The following is a 19,389-nucleotide window of genomic DNA, read 5'->3' on the forward strand; positions in this document are numbered from 1 at the left end:
GTGCGGATGGCTGTGGCACTCTCCCGAACGGAAGCTTTGCCGATGGACACAGAACGGCTGCGAGCCGCGCTGGGTGGCCCGGCCGACGGGTTCGTCCGGCTGTCGATGAACGAAAACCGGCGCGAACCGTTGCCAGGCGTGGAAAGCGCGGTCGTGGAAGCCACCCGCGATCCGGGCCGCGGCCCGGATCCGTGGTGTTCGGCGCTTTCCGCGGCCCTCGCGCGACGGCTTTCCGTCGACGTGGAGAACGTCCTCGTCGGCGCCGGTTCGTCGGCGTTGCTGCACGCGCTGTGCCAGACCAGTCCCGGCGACGTCGTCCACCCGTGGCCGTCGTTCGAGATGTACCCGCTCATGGCGGGGGCGAAGGCGGTCGCGGCGCCACCCGACCTCGATGCCCTCGGCGCCGCGGTGACCAGCCGGACCGCACTCGTCATCCTCTGCAACCCCAACAACCCCACCGGCGACCGGTGGCGCGCCGGGGAGGTCGAACAGTTCCTGGCCGGCCTGCCCGCCCACGTCACCGTCGTGCTGGACGAGGCCTACCGGGAGTTCGCCGAGGACTGCGCCGACGGCGTCGAGCTGTTCCGCCGGGATCCCCGCGTATGTGTGGTCCGGACCTTCTCGAAAGCCTACGGGCTCTTCGGGCTCCGCGTCGGCTATGCGGTCGCCGAGCCGGAACTGGCCGGACGGCTCCGGATGGCGCTGCTGCCGTTCCTGGTCCCGGCCACCGGACAGGCCGCCGCCCTCGCCGCGCTGCAGGCCGAGGACGCGATGCGGCAGTCGGTCGCGCGGATCCGCGAGGACCGGGACGCCCTGCGGGCGGCGTTGCTCGACCTCGGCTGGTCCGTCCCGCGCAGCCACGCAAGCTTCCTCTGGGTGCCCGGGGCGGGCGAGCGCCTGGCCGGCTTCCTCGCCGAACGGGGCATCCTCGTCCGCGACGTGGCGGGCCTGGGTGTGCGGATCAGCGTCGGCACTCCGGAGGAGAACCGGAAGCTCGTCGAAGCCGCCGCGGAGTTCCCCGCATGAGCATCGCCCTGGAACCGGTCCAGGCGTCGCTGGGCCTGGTGCGCGAGGAACTCGATCGGCGCTGGCCGGACGGCCGCGACCGGCTGGACGCGATGTGCCGGCACGCGCTGCTGCCGAGCGGCAAGCTCCTGCGCCCGCTGTTGCTGCTGGAATCCGCGGCCGCCGTCGGCGGCGATCGCGCGCGGGTGGTCCCGGCGGCGCTCGCCGTGGAATACCTGCACGGCGCTTCGCTGGTCCATGACGACGTGATCGACGGCGACCGACTCCGGCGCGGCCGCGACTCGGTGATGGCCCGCTTCGGCGTCGACGACGCGATCGTGGCCGGGGACGCGCTGTTCATGGCTTCGGTGACAGCACTGGCCGAGTGCGGCCGCCGGGGCGTGCCCGCGACCGCGGTGGTCACCGCGCTGCGCCTGTTCGGCGAGGCCGGCATCCGGCTGTGCCGCGGCCAGGTCGAGGAAAGCGCGCAGCAGGGCGCGCTCGAGGGCGGGCTGCCCGCCTACCTCGCCATGGCCGACGGCAAGACCGGCGCGCTGTTCCGGGCGGCCTGCGTCGCCGGTGTCGTCCTCGGCGGCGGCAGCCCGGCCGACCAGGCCGCGGCCGATTCCTACGCGCGGCACCTCGGGATCGCGTTCCAGATGTACGACGACCTCCTGCCGTACCTGCGCGAGAGCGCCACGACGGGCAAGGCGGCCGGCAGCGACCTCGCCAACCGGCGGCCCACGTTCCCGGTCCTGGTCGCCTCCGAACTGGCGCCGGGCCGCCGCGGCGAGATCGCCGCGATCCTCCACAGTGGATCGGCCGGCGCGCTGGCCAGGATGAGCGAGCTGCTGCACGACATCGGCGCGATCGAGCACGCCCGGCGCCGCGCCGAAGCCGAAGCCGATCGGGCGGCCGGCGCCCTGGCCGGGTTCCCGGCCTCGGAGAGCACGGCGTTCCTCGGGTCCGTCGCCGAGCTGGTCGTCGATCGGGAGCGGTGATGCTGTCGGCACACGTGCAGACCTGGCGGCCGTATACGCTGGCCTACCCGGGGCTGGTCGGGATGGCCGGCGCGGCGCTCCCGCCCGGACCGCCGGCGTGGTGGCAGCCGGCGCTCGCCTGGGCCGCCGCGACCCTCGGCTGGGTCGCCGGGCACTACCTCGGCGACTACTTCGACCGCGACCTCGACGCGATCAGCAAGCCACAACGCCCGATCCCGTCCGGCAGGCTGTCCGCGCGCACGGCGTGGTGGACCGGGTCCGCGGTTGCCGCCGCCGTCCTGGTGACGCTGGTGGCCGTGAACTGGCGGGTCAGTGTCCTGGCCTTGGTCACGGTCGCCGTGATGGTGGCCTACAGCGCGGTCCTGAAGAGCCGTGGCCTGTCCGGCAACCTGGCGCGCGGGACCGCGACGGCGCTGGCCCTGGTCTGCGGCGCCCTGCTGGCCCACCCCGTGCCGCCGCCGGCGACCGCGGTCGTCGCGGTGGCGTTCCTGTGCCACGACACGGCGTCGAACCTCGTGGGCACCCTGCGCGACATCGACGGCGACGAGCGCGGCGGCTACCGGACCTTCCCGGTCCGGCACGGGGCGCGCGCCACCGTCCGCCTCGTCGCGGTGCTGTACGCGGTGGCGGTCGGTGCCCTGTTCGCCGCGGCACCGTTCACCGTTCTGCTGCCGGCCGCGGCGGCCCTCGGCATCGCGGCACTGTGGGTGTTGCGGACCGTGACGCCGGGCCGGGCGTTGCGTGCGCACGAAGTGCTGGTCGTCGAGCGGCTCGTGCTGGCCGCCGCGTTGCTGCCGCCGGCCCTGGGCGTTCCCGTCCTGATCGTCGTCCTGGTGCCGACGCTGGTGACGCAACGCCGGATGCGGGCCCGGTACGAATTCCCGGAGGGACGCCATGCCTGAGACGGATCTGCTCGACGACGGCATCGAGCGTGGCGCCGCCGCGTTGTTCGCCGCCGTGCGGCCGGACGGCGTGATCCGCACCGATGCCGACTGGTCCTCCACGGTGTCGACCGCCGCGGCGGTGCTCACGCTGTCGCTTGTGGACGATGACGCCGAAGACCTCGTTTCGGCCGGGACGAGCTGGCTGCGCAAGGCACAGCGTCCCGACGGCGGCTGGGGCACCGTGTCCGGTGTGGACAGTGAGGTGCTGCCGACGGTGATGAGCGCCGTCGCGCTGGACGTGGCCGGCCGCCGGGACGCCGATCCCGCCGTGCGAGCCGGGCGGGCGTGGCTGGACCGCTACGGCGGGCTCGACGCCGTGCCGAGCCGCGCGATCCGGACGCTCGGCACGTTCTTCTGCTCGCTGGCCGGCTGGGTCGAACCACGGGCCGTGCCGCGCATCCCCTCGGTGGTGTTCCTCTTCCCGGCGCGGGCCCGCCGGATGTTCGCCGTGATGCTCCCGGTGGCGGCCGCGCTCAGCCTCAAGCCCGGCGCGCACGGCCCGGCGGCCCGGCGCGCGGTTTCGGTGATCCGGCAGATGCACGACCACGAAGGCGGTACCGGCGAGCTGGGCGGCGACCCGTGGCCCGCGTCGATGATCTGCCTCGGGCTGCACCGGGCCGGGCAGGCGCCGGAAGTGACCGGCGCGATCCGGCAGCGGCTGCGCGCGACGGTCAACCCGGACGGCTCGTGGGACATGATGCCGCTGGACATCACGTGGTCGGTGTTCGCCGCGGCCGGGCTGGCGGAGGCCGGCTTCGGTACCGATCCCCGGCTGGCACCGACGCTGGCGATGTTGCGAGCGCGCCAGGGGAACCGGCCGTTCACGGCGTTCGGCAGCCCGCCGGGGTACTGGAGCTACGGCACGGGCCACGGCTGGCCCATGGCACTGGAGACGGCGGAGGTGACGGCGTTGCTGGCCCGCGTCACCCCGGGGGACGCACCGGCCGCGCGCGGCGTGGAGTGGCTCAGCCGGCAGCAGGACCGGCGTGGCTCGTGGAGCCTGTGCGTACCCGAGACGATCGCGCCCAACATCGGGGCCGATCCGTTCATGACCGCGCAGGCGGTCTGCGCGCTGCTGGATTCCGGAGTGGCCGGTGCGGACCGGCGCGTCCGGCGCGCGGCCGGCTGGCTGCGTCGTCAGCAGGACGACGAGGGCCGGTTCGAAGCGATGTGGTACCGCAACCACACGTCGGGCACCGCGGTCGTGCTGGAGGCGCTGGCCCGCGCGGGCGACGGCGCGGAGCGGGCGAAGCAGTGGCTGCTCGGCACGCAGCACCCCGACGGGTCGTGGTCGGACGGCAGAGCGGGAACGCCGGGGACGGTCGAGGAGACGGCCTGGGCAGTGCGCGCGCTCCTGCACGCGGGTCTGCGGCCCGGCGATCCGGCCGCGCGCCGCGCGGTGCGCTGGCTGCTCGACGTCCAGCACCGGGACGGCACCTGGCCCGCGGCGCCGGTCAGCGAATGGATCCGCAACTGCTACCGGTACTTCAACACGGCGATCACCAACGGCCTGGCCCTGCGGGCGCTCGGTTGCTACCGGGAGGCGGCGCGATGACCGACGTACTCGTGTGCGGGGCCGGCGTCGCCGGGTTGTCGGCCGCCTGCGCCCTCGGGTCACTCGGCCTCCGGGTCCTCGTGGTCGACAAGGCGCCCGGCATCCGCCCGGTGGCCAAGGGCGAGGTCTTCCAGCCCTCCGCGCTCCCGGCGCTGCAGGAGTGGGGCGTCCTGTCCCGGCTCGACGACCACGGCGCCCTGCGGCTGTCCCGGCTCGTCACCCGGGACGAACTCGGCGGTCCGCTGCTCGCCATCGACTACCGCGACCTGCCCGAGGGCAGCCGTCACCTGCTGGCCCAAGACTACCCGGGCATCCTGCGCGCGCTCACCGCCGGCCTGCCCGCCACGGTGGAGCTGCGGCGCGCCACCGTGGTCACCGAGCTGACCGGCAACGGCGGCCGGATCGACGGTGCGTGGCTGAAGGAAGACGGCCGTCCCTACCGGGTGCGGGCCGGGCTGGTCGTCGCCGCCGACGGCGTTTCCTCCGCGCTGCGCAAGCAGGTCCGGATCGCCGGGTACCGCCGTGCCTATCCCCACCGCCTGGCGACGTTCGAGGTCGCCGGGACGGCCGCCGACGCGTTCACCGCCTACCGGAGCCCGCGCGGCCTGCGGCTCGTCTACCCGCTGCCCGGCCACCGGGTACGCGTGTACGCCCAGGTCGAGCCGGACGAACTCCGCGGTGACGCGCGGCGCTGGTATCGCGGGCTGGCGGCCGACGTCCCGGCTCTGGACTGGCTGGCCGACGCGGTACCCGCCCGGCCGCGCCGGCCGCAGTCGCTGCCGGTGTCCCGCTTCCTCGCCGACCGGCTGATCGCGCCGGGGCTGGCGCTGGCCGGGGACGCCGCCCACGTCGTGCACCCGATGGCGGCCCAGGGACTCGGCTGCGCGGTCGCCGACGCCCAGGTGCTCGCCGCGCTGATCGCCGAGCAGTGGGACGGGGCCGGGGACTTCGCCGCCGCCGTCGACCGGGCGCTGCCCGCCTACCAGGCCGACCGGATGCCCGCGCTCGTCCACAACCAGCGGATGAGCCACCGCGCCGCCCGGCTCATCACGAACACCTCGCCGATCGTCGCGCGGATCAGCGGCCGGGCCCTGCGCCGCACCGCCGCCGACCCGCGGCTGGTGCACCTCATGGCCTACAACCTGGCCGGGCTCGGCATCCGGCCGTTCTCCGCGGCGGACCGGCTGCGCCAGTTCGGCCTGCTGCCGCGCGAGCGGCAGCGGCCGGATCACCGTGCCGGCAGCCAGGCCGTCAGTGACTCCGCGAGCAGCTCCGGCTGGTCCTCCGGCGTGTGATGCCCCGCCACCACCGGGTGGTGCACCACCTTCAGCGACGCGAACGCCGCCGCCAGCCACGCCACCATCGGTGGCGTCAGCATCGTGTCCGGGCCCGGCTCGAAGGTGACCAGCAGCTTCGGGATCTCCGGGGTCGCGCCGAGCCACTCGCCGAACGCCTCGATCCGGGCCACCACCGGCGCCGGCTCGCCGCCCAAGGGCAGTGATCGCGCGAACTGCAGCAACGGGCGGCGAGACTCCGGGGTCGGATACATCCGCGCGTACTCCGGGGGCAGCCCGGACAGGAAGTCCCCGATGAGCGGCTCACCGGAGGTCTTGATCGCGCGGAACACCGCCGCGCCCGCCGGCGGGAACTCCTCCCACGTCATCGGCTTCAAGACCGCTTCGGTGAACGCCAGCCCCCGGACCCGGGACGGGTGCCGGGACGCCCAGTCCGCCGCCAGGGCGCCGCCCCAGTCGTGGCCGACCAGGACGACGTCCTCCAGTGACAGCTCGTCGAACCACTCGTCCAGGTAGCGCGCGTGGTCTTCGAACGTGTACTCGATGCCGGGCCTGGGCGAGTCGCCCATGCCGATCAGGTCCGGTGCCAGCCGCCGTCCCGGCAGGGACGGCAGCACGTTGCGCCACAGGTACGACGACGTCGGGTTGCCGTGCAGGAACACCACCGGGGCGCCCGAACCCTGCTCGCGGTGGGCCAGGACCGTCACTTGAACGCCCCCGCGAGCAGCGCCGCCCACTCCGCGAACGGCTTCGGCGGCCGGCCCAGGACCCGCGCGACGTCCGGGCTCACTTGCTGCTCCGCCGGCGTCGGTGCGCCGAGGATGTCCAGCGTCACGTCCGCCACCTCGGCGGGCATGAAGCCCAGCAGCATCGCGCGGGCCTCTTCGCGTGTCTGCGAAGTGAACCGCACCGGCTCGCCCACGGCGGCGCCGATCGCCGCCGCCTGCTCGCGCGGGGTGATCGGGGCCGGGCCCGTCAGGGTGTACGCCTGGCCCGCGTGGCCGTCTTCGCGCAACGCCGCCGCCGCGACCGCCGCGATGTCCTCCGGGTCCACCACCGGCAGCGCCACGTCGGCGAACGGGGCCACCACCTCGCGGGCCGAGCGCACGCTTTCCGCCCACTGCAGCGTGTTCGACGCGAACGCGCCCGGCCGCAGCAGTGTCCACTCCAGACCCGAGCGGCGCACCGAGTCCTCCAGGACCGCCGGGTGCCGTCCGGTCGCCACGCCCTGGGACGACAGCGCCACCACCTTGCGGACGCCCGCCGCTGCCGCACGGGCCAGGACGTCGTCCAAAGGCACGAAAGCGCCCGACACCATCAAGAAGACCGCCGACACGCCTTCGAAGTCCAGTGTCGCCAGGTCTCCTTGCCGCACAACGACTCCGGGCGGCGCCGCCGTGATCCGGCGGGACACCGCCGTCACCTCTTCGCCCGCCTCGGCGAGCATGCGCACCAGCGGCGCTCCGACATTTCCCGTCGCTCCCACAACCATGATCATGGGCACGACGCTACATTCCGGTTTATAGTAGGTACCTAGAGGAAAGTATTGGCTGGAGGCGCCAAAGTGACCGAGACCACACCCGAGCTGGCCTGCCCGATCGCCCCGGTGGTCGACATCGTCTTCAGCCGGTGGACCACGCCGATCCTGTGGGCGCTCAACGAGTTCGGGCGCCAGCGGTTCGTCGAGCTCGAGCGCCGGATCGCCACGATCACGCCGAAGGTGCTCACCCAGCGGCTGCGGCAGCTGGAGCGCGACGGCCTGGTCGTGCGCACCTACCACGCCGAGGTGCCACCACGCGTCGAGTACGAGATCAGCGAGCTCGGCCGCAGCCTCGGCCCGCTGTTCGCGTCGCTCTCCGAGTGGTCCGGCAACCTCGGCAAGGTCGAAGCGGCCCGGCGGAGCTACGACGAACGCAGCTCCGCCAGGTAGGTCTACGGCGAGACGTCCAGGTAGTCGAGGTTCGCCGGGCCGGCGTCCGTCGTCGCGGTCAGGCGGACGGTGTGTGACCCCGCCGCCAGGGTGATCGGGCGGGCGAGGGTGCTCCACGTCGTCCAGGCGCCGGTCGACGGGAACGGCACCGCCGCGGCGACCACCGCGCCGTCGACCGAGATGTCCACCGGACGCGCCGCCGTCGTGCCGTTCGCGAAGCCGAACGTCAGCGTCGACGCCGGGCCGGTCACCTGCCATTCGACGTAGCTGCCGACGGCGTTGGCGCCGTTCGCGAAGCCGGTCCCGGAGTAGCCCGCGTGGTTCGCGTCGATCGTGCCGCCCGCCGAGAGGGACGCGGACTCCGCTTCGAAGCGGGCCGCGCCGCCGGCCCGGGACACGCGGTACAGCACCGTCGCGTGCGAAGGCACCGAGGCGCTGATCGTGCCGGTGGTGGTGCGGACAGCCTTGCTCCACAGGTCTTTCAGCGTGTACGAGGCCGCGCCGCCGATCCCGGTGGCCGACGCCGTCGTGCTGATCGTCGCCGTCGCGGCCGTCTCGTTGGACAGGGCCACCGCGCGGTCGCCGTTGGCGAGGACCTTGCTGTAGACGACCAGGCCCGCGTTCGCGCTGAGCACCGTCGCCTGCCTGCCCAGCGGGTCCTGGTCGAGCGCGATGACGTCGGTGTTCTTCAGGGTCGCGAAGTCGTCGGCCGACACCTTGCGCAGGTCGCTGCCGATCAGCAGCGGCGCCGCCATCATCGCCCACAGGCTGAAGTGCGTGCGGTACTCCGTGGTGGTCATCCCGCCGTTGCCGACCTCCAGCATGTCGGGGTCGTTCCAGTGCCCGGGGCCGGCGTACTGCGCGAGACCGCGGTTGGCCTGCGCCTTGCCGATCATGCTCGACCACCTGTCGGAGATGTCACCGGTGGTGCGCCACAGGTTCCCGACCGGCTCGGCCCAGGTCCACGGTCTGGTCTGCCCCCATTCGCAGATCGAGTACGCGATGGCGCGGCCGGACTTCGCCAGGGCGTCCCGCATCGCCTTGTAGCGCTGCTGCGCGTCGACACCCTGGTTGTTGCAGTTGTCGTACTTCAGGTAGTCGACGCCCCAGGAGGCGAACAGGTTCGCGTCCTGCTGCTCGTGGCCCAGTGCGCCCGGGAAGCCCGCGGTGTTGCAGGTCTTCGTGCCGGCGCTGGTGTAGATGCCGAACTTGAGGCCCTTGGCGTGCACGTAGTCGGCGAGTGCCTTGATGCCGTTGGGAAAGCGCGCCGGGTCTGGCACCAGGTTCCCCGCCGAGTTGCGCGACGGCAGCGCCCAGCAGTCGTCGATGTTGACGTAGGTGTAGCCGGCGTCCTTCAGGCCCTTGCTGACGAAGATGTCGGCGATGCCCTTGATCATCGTTTCGTTGAACTCGGCCCGGCACTGCGTCGAGTTCCAGTTGTTGAAGCCCATCGGCGGCGTGCGCAGGAGGCCGTTTTCGAGGGCGGGCGCGGGGGTGGAGCCCAGGACGAGACCGCTGGCCGCGATCACGAGGACCGCGGCCGCGCTCGCCGTGCGACGCAAGAAGGACATGGCGTACTCCCGGTGGAAACGTCGGAGGTCTTCTCCGACCCAGTAGAGAGTCCCGCCAGTCCCGGCGTCAAGAGATCATGTATCAGATATGAAACTGGGTTTCCGCTGGCCGGGACGCTATTCCGCCACCTGCCGCGCGGTCGCCATCGCGCGCTCGGTTTCCCAGAACGCCCGCACCGACCGGATCAGCCCGTCGTCGCCGACGCGGTAGACGAACACCCCGTCGGTGTCGACGCGGTAGCCGCCCGGCAGGAACGTCGTGATCGTCCCGACGTTGGCCACCTCGTCGCCGCCCGCGTGGGAGTCGCGGATGGTGAACTCGAAGCGCTCGACGTTGGCGATCGTCATGTCCCAGAACGCACTGATGCCGTCGCGGCCGTGATGGCCCTTGCCCTCGGCGTCGAACATCGACGGGCCCACCGGGTCCTCGACGACGGCGTCCGCCGCGAACAGCGCCAGCCAGGCCTCCTTGTCCCCCGCCGTCACCGCGGTCATCGACGCGAACGCCGCGCGCCGCGCGGGCGGCTGCTCCGCCGCCGTGTCCCAGCTGACCTGCACGCCCATGGAAGTCACTCCTCGAACTTCGCGATGATCTCGGCCCCGAACCTGCGGATCGCCTCGAGCTTCGGCTCGACCGGCGCGTCGAAGCCGACGCCGTCGAACACCCACGGCATGGTGATGACGTCGGTGACGCCCGCTTCGGCCTGCGCGCGGTAGCCGTCCAGGCCGAAGGCGTCGATGCAGACCGCCTGGTACTCGAACGGATCACCGGCGCGGCCGCACTCGGCCAGCAGCTCCTTGAGCCGGGCGATGGTGGAGCGCAGGTCGTCGAGCTTCATCATCGCCGACGACCACCCGTCGGCGACCCGCGCGGCGCGCTTCAGCGCGACCTCGGTGTGGCCCCCGATGTAGAACGGCACCCGCCCCGGCGGGGTGGGGCTCATCTGGATCTTGTCGAAGTCGTAGAACTCGCCGTGGTACTCGACCATGCCGCCGCCGAGGATCAGCCGCAGCACGTCGATGGCCTCGTCGACGCGCTTGCCACGCCGCTCGAAGGGCACCCCGCAGTACTCGAACTCCTGCGGCAGCCAGCCGACGCCGAGCCCGAGCCCGAACCGGCCGCCGGTGAGCGCCGCCACCGAGCCGACCTGGCGGGCGAGCAGCACCGGGTTGCGGGAGCCGAGCTTGAGCACCGACGTGTAGAAGTGGATCCGGCTGGTCACCGCCCCCATCGACGCGGCCGCGACGAGCGGGTCGACCCAGGGCGTATCCGCGGTCCAGAACCGGCTGCCGTCGGGGGTGTACGGGTAGTCGGTGTCGACGGTCTCGGCGTAGAAGAGCGAGTCGGGCAGGGCAATGGAGGCGAAGCCGGCCTCTTCGGCGGCCCGGGCGAGCTCGCCCAGCTGATCGAGGGGGTTCATCGCGATCGACAGGGTGAACTTCATGGCCGAACTATAACGTGTTCTAGTTTTTTCGGCCAGGGCGCGCGGTGGGCCGCATCACCCACCGGGAACCCACCGCGTAGCGTCCGCGTTGTCCGAATCAAAGGTGACGTCCAATCACCGAGCCCCGAACTTCTGGGAGTGGTCCATGGGCACCGCGATCTTCCTGATCGTGCTCGTCGTCGTGATCGTCGGCGGCGGCCTGTATTTCTCGCGGCAGCGCGCCGCGGCCCGGCAGCGGGAGCTGGACGACGCCAAGGCCGATGCCCGGCGCCTGGTCGAGCGGCTCGGCGGCCAGGTCCTGAACCTCAACGGCAACGACACCGCGTCGATGCAGGCGATGGCCGACGCGAGCGAGCGCTACAACGCCGCCGGCTCGCAGCTGGAGCAGGCGCGCACCATCGAGCAGGCCCGGCTGGTGAAGGACACCGCCGTCGAGGGCCTCTACTACGTCCGCGCCGCGCGCGTCGCGATGGGCATGGACCCCGGCCCGCAGCTGCCGGAGGAGGCCGAGCGCGAGCGCGCCGGCAAGGTCACCGAGCGCCGCGAGGTCGACGTCGAGGGCCAGCACTACGCCGCCTCCCCCGAGGCCGGCCAGGACACGCCGTACTACTACCCCGGCGGCCGCGTCGCGGGCCGTCCGGTGCCGCAGGGCTGGTACAGCGAGCCGTGGTGGAAGCCCGCGCTCGTCGCCGGCGCCTGGGGCCTCGGCTCGATGTTCCTGTTCAGCGCGATGTTCTCCGGCATGAGCGGCATCGCGAGCGCCTCGGCCTGGGAATCCGGCTACGACGCGGGCCAGCAGGACGCGCTCGAGTCCGGCGACATGGGCGGCGACGCCGGCGGTGACGCCGGGGGCGACTTCGGCGGAGACGGCGGCGGCGACTGGGGCGGCGGTTTCGACGGTGGCGGTTTCGACGGCGGAGGCTTCGACGGGGGCGGCTTCGACTTCTGACGCCCCGGCCCGCATGACATGAACGACCCTTTCATGACGTCTGACGTCATGAAAGGGTCGTTCATGTCAGTTCTGGCAGGTGGGGCACCAGTAGAGGTTGCGCCCGACCAGCTCTGAGTTCGCCACCGGCGTTCCGCACACCAGGCACGGCTCGCCGGCCCGGCGGTAGACGTAGACCTCGCCGCCGTGGCGGTCGACGCGGGCCGCCCGGCCCATCGCCTCCGGCAGGTGCTCCGGGCGCACCGTGTCGATCCGGCCGACGCGGACGCCGGCGCGCATCAGCGTCACCAGGTCGGCCCACATGTCGTCCCACACCGCGCGGTCCAGCGCCCGTCCCGGCGTCAGCGGCGCGACGCCGTGGCGGAACAGCACCTCGGCGCGGTAGACGTTGCCGACGCCCGCGAGCACCGCCTGGTCCATCAGCAGCGCCGCGATCGACGTCCGGGACCGCGAGATGCGCGCCCAGGCCAGCTCCGGTTTCGCGTCCCGGCGCAGCGGGTCCGGGCCGAGCCGGGCCTTGATCGCGTCGGCCTGCTCGGGGGCGAGCAGTTCACAGCGAGCCGGCCCGCGCAGGTCCGTCCAATGTGTCCGGCCGGCCAGCCGCAGCCGGACCTGGCCGACCGGCTCGGGCGCCGGCAGCGGCGCTTCGCCGAAGGTGCCGTACAGCCCCAGGTGGATGTGCACCACGCCGTGCGGGCCGTAGTCGTGGAAGAGGTGCTTGCCGTACGCCTCGACGCCGGCGAGCACCTGACCGTCCAAACGGGACGCTTCGGCGGCGAACCGGCCCTGCGGGCTGCTCACCGCGAGCGGGGCGCCGGCGTACCGGCGCTTGTGCAGCCGCGCGAGCCGGTGGAGCGTGTGCCCTTCGGGCATCAGGCCTCCGGCAACGCCGGCGGGGTCCCGGTGCGCTCGTAGTCGAGCAGCTGCTGGACGCGGCGGGCGTGCCGCTCCTCCGGCGAGACCTCGGTCGCCAGGAACGCCTCGACGATCTCGGTGGCGTCTTCGGCGGTGTGCATCCGGGCGCCGACGCCGATCAGCTGGGCGTGGTTGTGCTCCCGGCACAGCTTCGCCGTCTCGACGCTCCAGGCCAGGCCGCACCGCGCGCCGGGCACCTTGTTGGCCGCGATCTGCTCCCCGTTGCCGGAGCCGCCGACGACGATGCCGCGGCTGCCCTCGTCGGCCACCACGCGCAGCGCCGCCTCGACGCAGAACGCCGGGTAGTCGTCGGCCGCGTCGTAGACGTGCGGACCGACGTCGGTGACCTCGTGGCCCTGCTTCTCCAGGTGAGCCACCAGGTGGTTCTTCAGCTCGAAACCGGCATGGTCGGATCCCAAGTAGACACGCACGGCTGGAGTCTGCCATCCGGTCCGGTTTCGGGCATGCTCCGGGGGTGGGGATCTGGGAGCAGACCGGCTACGACGTCCGGCTCGACTGGGGTGCCGTGCTGGTGATCGTCGACGTGCTTTCGTTCAGCGCCACCACGGATCTCGTGGCCAACCGCGCGCTGCCCGTTCGCCGGCGCGGGGTGGCTCGGGCGGCCGGGGCGGTCATCGTGGGCGAGGGCGAACTCACCCGGCGGCCCTCTTCTGTGACGGAAATCCCGCCGGGCGCTCTGCCGGTGTCCCCTCGGCCAACGGCGCAACGCTGGGTAAGGCCGTCGCGGAGACCGGCGCGCACCTGCTCGCGGGCTGCCTCCGCAACGCCGATCGCGGCCGGGGAACGCTGGGGGGTGAACATTTTCGGTGACGGCGAAACGTCCGGGCCGCTGCGGCCGTGCGTCGAGGACCAGATGGGCGCCGGGGCGATCGCCGCCGCGCTGGCCGGCCTCGGGCTCGCGCTGTCCGCCGAGGCCGCGCTCGCCGCGCGATCCGTCGACGTCACGGCCCTGGCGACCTGCGTGTCGAGCCGCGAACTGACCGAAGCCGGCCACGGCGGCGACGTCGTCCTGGCCGCTCGAACCGACGTGAGCGATGCCGCTCCCGTCCTGATCGAAGGAGTGCTGACATGACCGGCCGCTGGATCGAGGTCGCCGAGGGCGTGCACGCCCGCCGCTACGAGGAGCTGGACCTGACCGTCGGGCTGGTCGTGGGCACCGAACGCTGCCTGGTCGTCGACACGCGCGGCGACCTCGAGCAGGGCGCCGAGCTCGCGGCCGCCATCCGTGAGATCACGCCGCTGCCGTGGGTCGTCGTCTACACGCACGCGCACTTCGACCACGCCTGGGGCACCGAGGCGTTCCTGCCGTGCGAGGTCTGGGCGCACCAGGGCTGCGCGGCCGAACTGGGGACGGACATCGACGCCGTCCGCGCGAAGTGGATCGCCCACTACCGCAAGGAGGGCAAACCGGACATCGCCGACGCGATCGCCCGCACGACCATCACCGGCCCGGACCACACGTTCACCGACCACGTCGAACTCGACCTCGGCGGCCGCACGGCTGTCCTGCTGCACCCCGGCCCCGCGCACACCGGCCACGACGTCGTGGTGCACGTGCCGGACGCGGCTGTGGTCTTCGGCGGCGACGTCGTCGAGCACGCCGAAGCCGGGTTCAGCGAGTTTTCGTTCAGCGACGAGAGCGACCTGACCGCCTGGCCGGCCGCGTTCGACGCGATCCTGGCGCTGGAACCCCGCGTCGTCGTGCCCGGCCACGGCGAGCCGGTCGACGCGGAGTTCGTCCGCTACCACCGCGACGGCCTGCACGAGCTGATCACGCTCAAGGCCGGCGTGGGCCGCGGCGAGACGACCGAAGTGGCCGCCGTCGCCGCGTCCCGCTACCCCAGCGACGTCACCCTGGCCGCGCTGGCGACGCCTTAGTCGAAGTTGAGCTCGCCGGTCCGGGTGCGCTTGAGCTCGAAGAAGTCCGGGTAGCTCGCCAGCGCCACCGCGCCGTCGAACACCTTCAGCGCGGCTTCGCCACGCGGGATGGAGCTGAGGACCGGGCCGAAGAACGCCACGCCGTCGATGTGGATCGTCGGGGTGCCGACGTCCTGGCCGACCGGGTCCATGCCCTCGTGGTGGCTCTTCTTCAGTGCCTCGTCGTACTCGGTCGAGTGCGCGGCCTCGGCCAGCTCGGCGGGCGCGCCGATCGCTTCCAGGGCCTCCTTGATGACCGTGTCGTAGTCCTTGACGCCCTGGTTGTGGTAGCGGGTGCCGAACTCGGTGTAGTACTGGCGGAGCACTTCTTCGCCCTTGAGCTGCGACAGCGCCACGGCCACGCGCACCGGGCCCCAGCCCTTCGCCAGCAGTTCCTTGTACTGCTCGGGCAGCTCGTCCCGGCCCTCGTTGAGCACCGACAGGCTCATGATCCGGAAGTTCAGGTCCAGGTTGCGGTGCTTCTCCACCTCCAGGATCCAGCGGGAGGTGATCCACGCGAACGGGCAGATCGGGTCGAAGTAGAAATCGACCTTCGTGGGCTGCTCGGCAGCGGTCATCGGGGCACTCCTCCAGGCACGTTTCGATGTGGGCGGACCCCACACGAGGAGGCCAACACCGGGAAACGCGGGGTTGTTCCCTTATCGCCCGCCACCCCGTCCCCATGATTGGATGCGGGGAGTTGAAAACCGATACCAACGACCAGAGGTGCCTGTGCCCGCCCCCAACCTGACCCGCGACCAAGCCAAGCTGCGCGCGGATCTGCTCGACGTCACCGGTTACGACATCGAGCTCGATCTGACGAACGGCCACGGCGGTCCCGGGGAGAAGACCTTCGCGTCGACGACGACCGTCCGGTTCTCCAGCGCCCGGGCCGGTGAATCGACCTGGGTCGACATCGTCGCCGACCGCGTGCACTCGGCCACCCTGAACGGCGCGGACGTCGACGTCAGCGCGTATGTCGAGGACAAGGGCATCGCGCTGGCCGGGCTGGCCGAGGCCAACGAGCTCACGGTGACCGCCGACTGCCGGTACATGAACACCGGCGAGGGCCTGCACCGGTTCGTCGACCCGGTCGACGACGGCGTCTACCTGTACACGCAGTTCGAGACGGCGGACGCCAAGCGCATGTTCGCCTGCTTCGACCAGCCGGACCTGAAGTCGGTCTACCGGCTCACGGTGGTCGCGCCGAAGGACTGGAAGGTCATCTCCAACGCCGTCGTGGAGTCCACGGAGGAGACGCCGGAAGGCGCGGTCCGCACGGTGTTCAAGGAGTCCGAGCGGATCTCGACCTACCTGGTGGCGCTGATCGCCGGCCCGTACGCCGAGTGGCGTGACGAGTACACCGACGCCCACAAGACCATCCCGCTCGGCATCTACTGCCGCGCGTCGCTGGCCGAGCACATGGACGCCGATCGGCTGTTCACCGAAACCAAGCAGGGCTTCGGCTTCTACCACGAGAAGTTCGGCACGCCCTACCCGTTCTCCAAGTACGACCAGCTGTTCGTGCCGGAGTTCAACGCGGGCGCGATGGAGAACGCCGGCGCGGTGACGTTCCTGGAGGACTACGTCTTCCGCAGCCGCGTCACCCGCTACGCCTACGAGCGGCGCGCCGAGACGCTGCTGCACGAGATGGCGCACATGTGGTTCGGCGACCTGGTCACCATGCGCTGGTGGGACGACCTGTGGCTGAACGAGTCGTTCGCGACCTTCGCGAGCGTGCTGGCCCAGGCCGAGGCGACCGAGTACAAGAACGCGTGGACCAGCTTCGCGAACATCGAGAAGTCGTGGGCCTACCGGCAGGACCAGCTGCCCTCGACGCACCCGATCGCGGCCGACATCGTCGACCTGCACGCGGTCGAGGTCAACTTCGACGGCATCACCTACGCCAAGGGCGCCAGCGTGCTCAAGCAGCTCGTCGCCTACGTCGGGCTCGAGCACTTCCTCGACGGCCTGAAGGTGTACTTCGGCAAGCACGCGTGGGGCAACGCGACGCTGGCCGACCTGCTGGGCGCGCTGGAAGAGGCGTCCGGCCGCGACCTGTCGTGGTGGAGCGCGCAGTGGCTGGAGACCACCGGGCTGAACTCCCTGAGCCCGCGCTACGAGGTCGGCGCGGACGGGTCGTTCACGTCGTTCGCGGTGGTGCAGTCGGGGGCGAAGCCGGGCGCGGGTGAGCTGCGCACGCACCGCGTCGCGGTGGGCGTGTACGACGAGGACGGCGCCGGCAAGATCGTCCGCAAGCACCGCGTCGAGCTCGACGTCGACGGCGAGCGCACCGAGGTCCCGGACCTGGTCGGCCTGCCCGCGGGCAAGCTGGTCCTGGTCAACGACGACGACCTGACGTACTGCACGATGCGCCTCGACCCGGCGTCGCTGACGACGTTGATCGACCGCATCGCGGACATCACCGAGCCGCTGCCCCGCACGCTCTGCTGGTCGGCGGCGTGGGAGATGACCCGCGAGGCCGAGCTGAAGGCCCGCGACTTCGTCACGCTGGTGCAGCGCGGCATCCACACGGAGTCCGAGGTCGGCGTGGTCCAGCGCCTGCTGCTGCAGGCCCAGACGGCACTGAACTCGTACGCGGAGCAGGAGTGGGCGGCGGCGACGGGCTGGCCGGCGTTCACCGCCCGGCTGCTGGAGCTGGTCCGCGGCGCCGAGCCGGGTTCGGACCACCAGCTGGCGTTCGTGAACTCCCTGGCCGGCTCGGTGCTGGACGCGTCGACCCTGTCGGTGTTGTCCGGCTGGCTGGACGGCTCCGCGCCGTTGGAGGGGTTGACGGTCGACACGGACCTGCGCTGGCGCCTCCTGCACGCACTGGTGGCCCACGGCAAGGCGGACACGGCGGAGATCGACGCCGAGCTGGCCCGCGACAACACGGCAACGGGCCGCCGCCAGGCGGAGCGCGCCCGGGCGTTGCGCCCCACGGACGAGGCCAAGGCCGACGCGTGGCAGCGCGCGGTGTACGACGACGAGCTGCCCAACGCGGTCAGCGACTCGCTCATCTCGGGCTTCTCGCACCCGGGCCAGAAGGCACTGCTGGGCTCGTACGTGGCTCGCTACTTCGAGGTGATCGACGAGGTGTGGCAGCGCCGCTCCAGCGAGCGAGCCCAGCCGATCGCGATCGGCCTGTACCCGTCGTGGGCGGTGGCCCCGGAGACGGTGACGGCCTCGGACGAGTGGCTGGCGGGCGAGCACCCGCAGGCCCTGCGCAGGCTGGTATCGGAGGGCAGGGCGGGCATCGTCCGGGCACTGGCGGCGCGGGACTTCGACGCGCAGGCCTGACCCGGTCGTGAGTGGTGAGGCGGGTTAGAACCCGCCTCACCACTCACGACGGCCGGGGACGCACGAAAAGAGCCCCGCACCTCGAACAGGTGCGGGGCTCCTTCGTCAGCTAAGTCAGCGGGGCGCGGGGCCCGCCTGGTCGGAAAGCATCCGCAGCGCGTTCACCAGGCCGTTGACCAGTCCACGGACCAGGTCACCCTCCTTGAACGACGCCACCATGCTCGCCACCGCCAGCTTGGCGCCGCGGTCCGGCAGCCGCAGGTGCGCCACCTTGCCCGTGACGATCTCGATCAGCCGCTCGCCCGGCGACACCGCGATCAGCACCGAGTTCGCCGGGTCCGCCGTCGTCGCGTGCAGCTTCTCCGCCGTTGCCCGGCTCTCCGGCCCCAGCTCGCCGAGGTACAGGCTGAAGTCCAGCCCGGTCTCCCGCGAGGCGAACGTCAGCGCCTCGTCGAGGCGGGCCAGTTGCCGGGTGTTGAACGGCCCGGCCGGCGCCGCCGGCTCGTACATCTTGGCCGCGGACACCCGTCCGGTCGCCATCAGTGCCTCGCCGTAGCCCAGCTCGGACTCGTCGACGCGCTTCGTCAGCTCACCAGTTGCCACGAGCGCCTCCCGCCGCGGTCGGGGCGCCCTCGGGCGCAACATTCTCAGTGCCGGCGTGCCGGTGTCCCGCACCCTCGGGGTTGGCGCTCCACCACATGGCCGGGTAGTCCCAGGCCTGGCCGGACCGGTGCCGCGGGGCAGCGCCGGACCTGCGCCGGAGCGTCAGCAGCCCGGCGAGACCGTAGATGGCCAGCGGGATCACGGCGAAGACCACGATCGTCTCGACAACGTTCACGCCGGTGAGCGTATCGGATGACCTCGAAGACACCTCAGCCACCGCGCGCGGCGCACTCGACCGTTCGTCGTAAGCCGAGTGCCGTCCGCCGCTTGGCTCGCGGCCACTGGAACGTTGGGGCGAAGACCGTCGGGCCGAAAGGTTGCAACTCAACGTACAGGCGGCCGCACCCGCCGCTGTCGTCTTGTCGGCGCCTTGAAATCCTCGTAGCTTTTTCACCTGTACGGGCCTTGCGCCCCGCTCCCCAGCCCCAGCAGGTAACGCACCGGTCCCAGGAGGCCTTGCCATGAACAGCGTCCAGACGCCCGCACAGGCGATCACCGAGACCACCTCGTCACTGAGCGACATCGAATTCGTGCCCGGAACGCGTGTGACGGCGGGCACAAGGGTTACCCGGGGTACACGCGTCACTCGCGGTACACGGGTGACGGCGGGAACCCGCGTCACCATGGGCACCCGGGTGACGGCCGGCACGCGAGTCACCCGCGGGACCCGGGTCACGCGTGGCACTCGCGTCACGATGGGCACGCGTGTGACGGCCGGCACGCGAGTCACCTGCGGCACCCGCGTCACGCGAGGCACCCGTGTCACTCGCGGCACGCGCGTCACCATGGGCACCCGCGTCACCTGCCAGAGCGACTACGCGCTCGCTGCCTGACCCCGTACTCCAGGGCCGCACGCACTACCTGAACACCGCGCGCAA

General features: G+C 72.1%; 21 protein-coding genes. 11 read left to right on the forward strand and 10 right to left on the reverse strand.

Annotated elements, in window-relative coordinates; all coding sequences use genetic code 11:
• Nucleotides 1-42 precede the first annotated feature (42 nt).
• The 5 genes from BLW76_RS36805 to BLW76_RS36825 are packed head-to-tail and all read left to right on the forward strand — an operon-like array spanning nt 43 to nt 5,800.
• Nucleotides 43-1,026, forward strand: coding sequence for an aminotransferase class I/II-fold pyridoxal phosphate-dependent enzyme (locus BLW76_RS36805; protein ID WP_091316340.1), 984 nt, complete (start codon nt 43-45; stop codon nt 1,024-1,026).
• Complete coding sequence (locus tag BLW76_RS36810; RefSeq protein WP_091316341.1) at nt 1,023-2,006, forward strand: polyprenyl synthetase family protein; 984 nt, start codon at nt 1,023-1,025, stop codon at nt 2,004-2,006. Before BLW76_RS36805 ends, BLW76_RS36810 begins: the two co-directional genes overlap by 4 nt.
• Nucleotides 2,006-2,908, forward strand: coding sequence for a UbiA family prenyltransferase (locus BLW76_RS36815; RefSeq protein WP_244170484.1), 903 nt, complete (start codon nt 2,006-2,008; stop codon nt 2,906-2,908). Before BLW76_RS36810 ends, BLW76_RS36815 begins: the two co-directional genes overlap by 1 nt.
• The gene (locus BLW76_RS36820) at nt 2,901-4,505 is read left to right on the forward strand and encodes a prenyltransferase/squalene oxidase repeat-containing protein (protein WP_091316343.1); all 1,605 of its coding nucleotides are present in this window, start codon (nt 2,901-2,903) and stop codon (nt 4,503-4,505) included. The genes BLW76_RS36815 and BLW76_RS36820 overlap by 8 nt, the downstream gene beginning before the upstream one ends.
• Nucleotides 4,502-5,800, forward strand: a complete 1,299-nt coding sequence (locus BLW76_RS36825; protein WP_091316344.1) for an FAD-dependent oxidoreductase — start codon at nt 4,502-4,504, stop codon at nt 5,798-5,800. The genes BLW76_RS36820 and BLW76_RS36825 overlap by 4 nt, the downstream gene beginning before the upstream one ends.
• On the opposite strand, the gene BLW76_RS36830 is transcribed toward BLW76_RS36825, so the two are convergent.
• Together BLW76_RS36830 and BLW76_RS36835 are read right to left on the reverse strand one after the other, a co-directional pair.
• Entirely contained in the window at nt 5,734-6,507 is a 774-nt protein-coding gene (locus BLW76_RS36830; RefSeq protein ID WP_091316346.1) for an alpha/beta fold hydrolase, read from the reverse strand. The two genes, BLW76_RS36825 and BLW76_RS36830, sit on opposite strands and share 67 nt — an antisense overlap.
• Nucleotides 6,504-7,298 (reverse strand): NAD(P)H-binding protein, encoded by a 795-nt coding sequence (locus BLW76_RS36835; protein ID WP_091316348.1) that lies wholly within the window; start codon nt 7,296-7,298, stop codon nt 6,504-6,506. Before BLW76_RS36835 ends, BLW76_RS36830 begins: the two co-directional genes overlap by 4 nt.
• Nucleotides 7,299-7,364: 66 nt before the next feature.
• Here BLW76_RS36835 and BLW76_RS36840 point away from each other — a divergent pair, with 66 nt between their 5' ends.
• Complete coding sequence (locus BLW76_RS36840) at nt 7,365-7,730, forward strand: winged helix-turn-helix transcriptional regulator (RefSeq protein WP_091316350.1); 366 nt, start codon at nt 7,365-7,367, stop codon at nt 7,728-7,730.
• Nucleotides 7,731-7,732: 2 nt separating this feature from the next.
• Here the strand turns inward: BLW76_RS36840 and BLW76_RS36845 are convergent, their stop codons facing one another.
• From BLW76_RS36845 to BLW76_RS36855, 3 genes are all read right to left on the reverse strand, one after another.
• Nucleotides 7,733-9,301: a carbohydrate-binding protein gene (locus tag BLW76_RS36845; protein WP_091316351.1), complete on the reverse strand. Its 1,569-nt coding sequence runs from the start codon at nt 9,299-9,301 to the stop codon at nt 7,733-7,735.
• A gap of 117 nt (nt 9,302-9,418) precedes the next feature.
• Complete coding sequence (locus tag BLW76_RS36850) at nt 9,419-9,865, reverse strand: nuclear transport factor 2 family protein (protein WP_091316353.1); 447 nt, start codon at nt 9,863-9,865, stop codon at nt 9,419-9,421.
• Nucleotides 9,866-9,870: 5 nt separating this feature from the next.
• The gene (locus tag BLW76_RS36855; RefSeq protein ID WP_091316354.1) at nt 9,871-10,746 is read right to left on the reverse strand and encodes a TIGR03619 family F420-dependent LLM class oxidoreductase; all 876 of its coding nucleotides are present in this window, start codon (nt 10,744-10,746) and stop codon (nt 9,871-9,873) included.
• Between the two features lie 145 nt (nt 10,747-10,891).
• Here BLW76_RS36855 and BLW76_RS36860 point away from each other — a divergent pair, with 145 nt between their 5' ends.
• On the forward strand, nt 10,892-11,695 hold the full coding sequence (locus BLW76_RS36860) for a hypothetical protein (RefSeq protein WP_091316356.1): 804 nt from the start codon (nt 10,892-10,894) through the stop codon (nt 11,693-11,695).
• Nucleotides 11,696-11,761: 66 nt separating this feature from the next.
• Here the strand turns inward: BLW76_RS36860 and BLW76_RS36865 are convergent, their stop codons facing one another.
• Nucleotides 11,762-12,568: an Fpg/Nei family DNA glycosylase gene (locus tag BLW76_RS36865; RefSeq protein WP_091316358.1), complete on the reverse strand. Its 807-nt coding sequence runs from the start codon at nt 12,566-12,568 to the stop codon at nt 11,762-11,764.
• On the reverse strand, nt 12,568-13,041 hold the full coding sequence (locus BLW76_RS36870) for a ribose-5-phosphate isomerase (protein ID WP_091316360.1): 474 nt from the start codon (nt 13,039-13,041) through the stop codon (nt 12,568-12,570). Before BLW76_RS36870 ends, BLW76_RS36865 begins: the two co-directional genes overlap by 1 nt.
• Nucleotides 13,042-13,085: 44 nt before the next feature.
• On the opposite strand from BLW76_RS36870, the gene BLW76_RS36875 reads away from it, so the two are divergent.
• A complete protein-coding gene (locus BLW76_RS36875; protein WP_244170485.1) occupies nt 13,086-13,703 on the forward strand; it encodes a hypothetical protein in 618 nt (205 codons plus the stop codon).
• On the forward strand, nt 13,700-14,509 hold the full coding sequence (locus tag BLW76_RS36880; RefSeq protein ID WP_091316361.1) for an MBL fold metallo-hydrolase: 810 nt from the start codon (nt 13,700-13,702) through the stop codon (nt 14,507-14,509). The genes BLW76_RS36875 and BLW76_RS36880 overlap by 4 nt, the downstream gene beginning before the upstream one ends.
• Here the strand turns inward: BLW76_RS36880 and BLW76_RS36885 are convergent.
• Complete coding sequence (locus BLW76_RS36885; protein ID WP_091316364.1) at nt 14,506-15,126, reverse strand: mycothiol-dependent nitroreductase Rv2466c family protein; 621 nt, start codon at nt 15,124-15,126, stop codon at nt 14,506-14,508. The genes BLW76_RS36880 and BLW76_RS36885 overlap by 4 nt on opposite strands.
• Before the next feature lie 154 nt (nt 15,127-15,280).
• On the opposite strand from BLW76_RS36885, the gene pepN reads away from it, so the two are divergent.
• Nucleotides 15,281-17,848 (forward strand): aminopeptidase N, encoded by a 2,568-nt coding sequence (pepN, locus tag BLW76_RS36890; protein WP_091316365.1) that lies wholly within the window; start codon nt 15,281-15,283, stop codon nt 17,846-17,848.
• 114 nt (nt 17,849-17,962) lie between these two features.
• Here pepN and BLW76_RS36895 read toward each other — a convergent pair whose 3' ends face one another.
• Together BLW76_RS36895 and ctaJ are read right to left on the reverse strand one after the other, a co-directional pair.
• A complete protein-coding gene (locus BLW76_RS36895) occupies nt 17,963-18,451 on the reverse strand; it encodes a DUF5130 family protein (RefSeq protein WP_091316367.1) in 489 nt (162 codons plus the stop codon).
• Nucleotides 18,438-18,686, reverse strand: coding sequence for an aa3-type cytochrome oxidase subunit CtaJ (ctaJ, locus tag BLW76_RS36900; RefSeq protein ID WP_091320342.1), 249 nt, complete (start codon nt 18,684-18,686; stop codon nt 18,438-18,440). The genes BLW76_RS36895 and ctaJ overlap by 14 nt, the downstream gene beginning before the upstream one ends.
• Nucleotides 18,687-18,972: 286 nt before the next feature.
• Between ctaJ and BLW76_RS36905 the strand changes: the two genes are divergently transcribed.
• The gene (locus BLW76_RS36905; RefSeq protein WP_091316368.1) at nt 18,973-19,344 is read left to right on the forward strand and encodes a hypothetical protein; all 372 of its coding nucleotides are present in this window, start codon (nt 18,973-18,975) and stop codon (nt 19,342-19,344) included.
• Nucleotides 19,345-19,389 lie beyond the last annotated feature (45 nt).

The sequence above is a fragment of the Amycolatopsis tolypomycina genome (genome assembly GCF_900105945.1).
GTDB lineage: Bacteria > Actinomycetota > Actinomycetes > Mycobacteriales > Pseudonocardiaceae > Amycolatopsis > Amycolatopsis tolypomycina.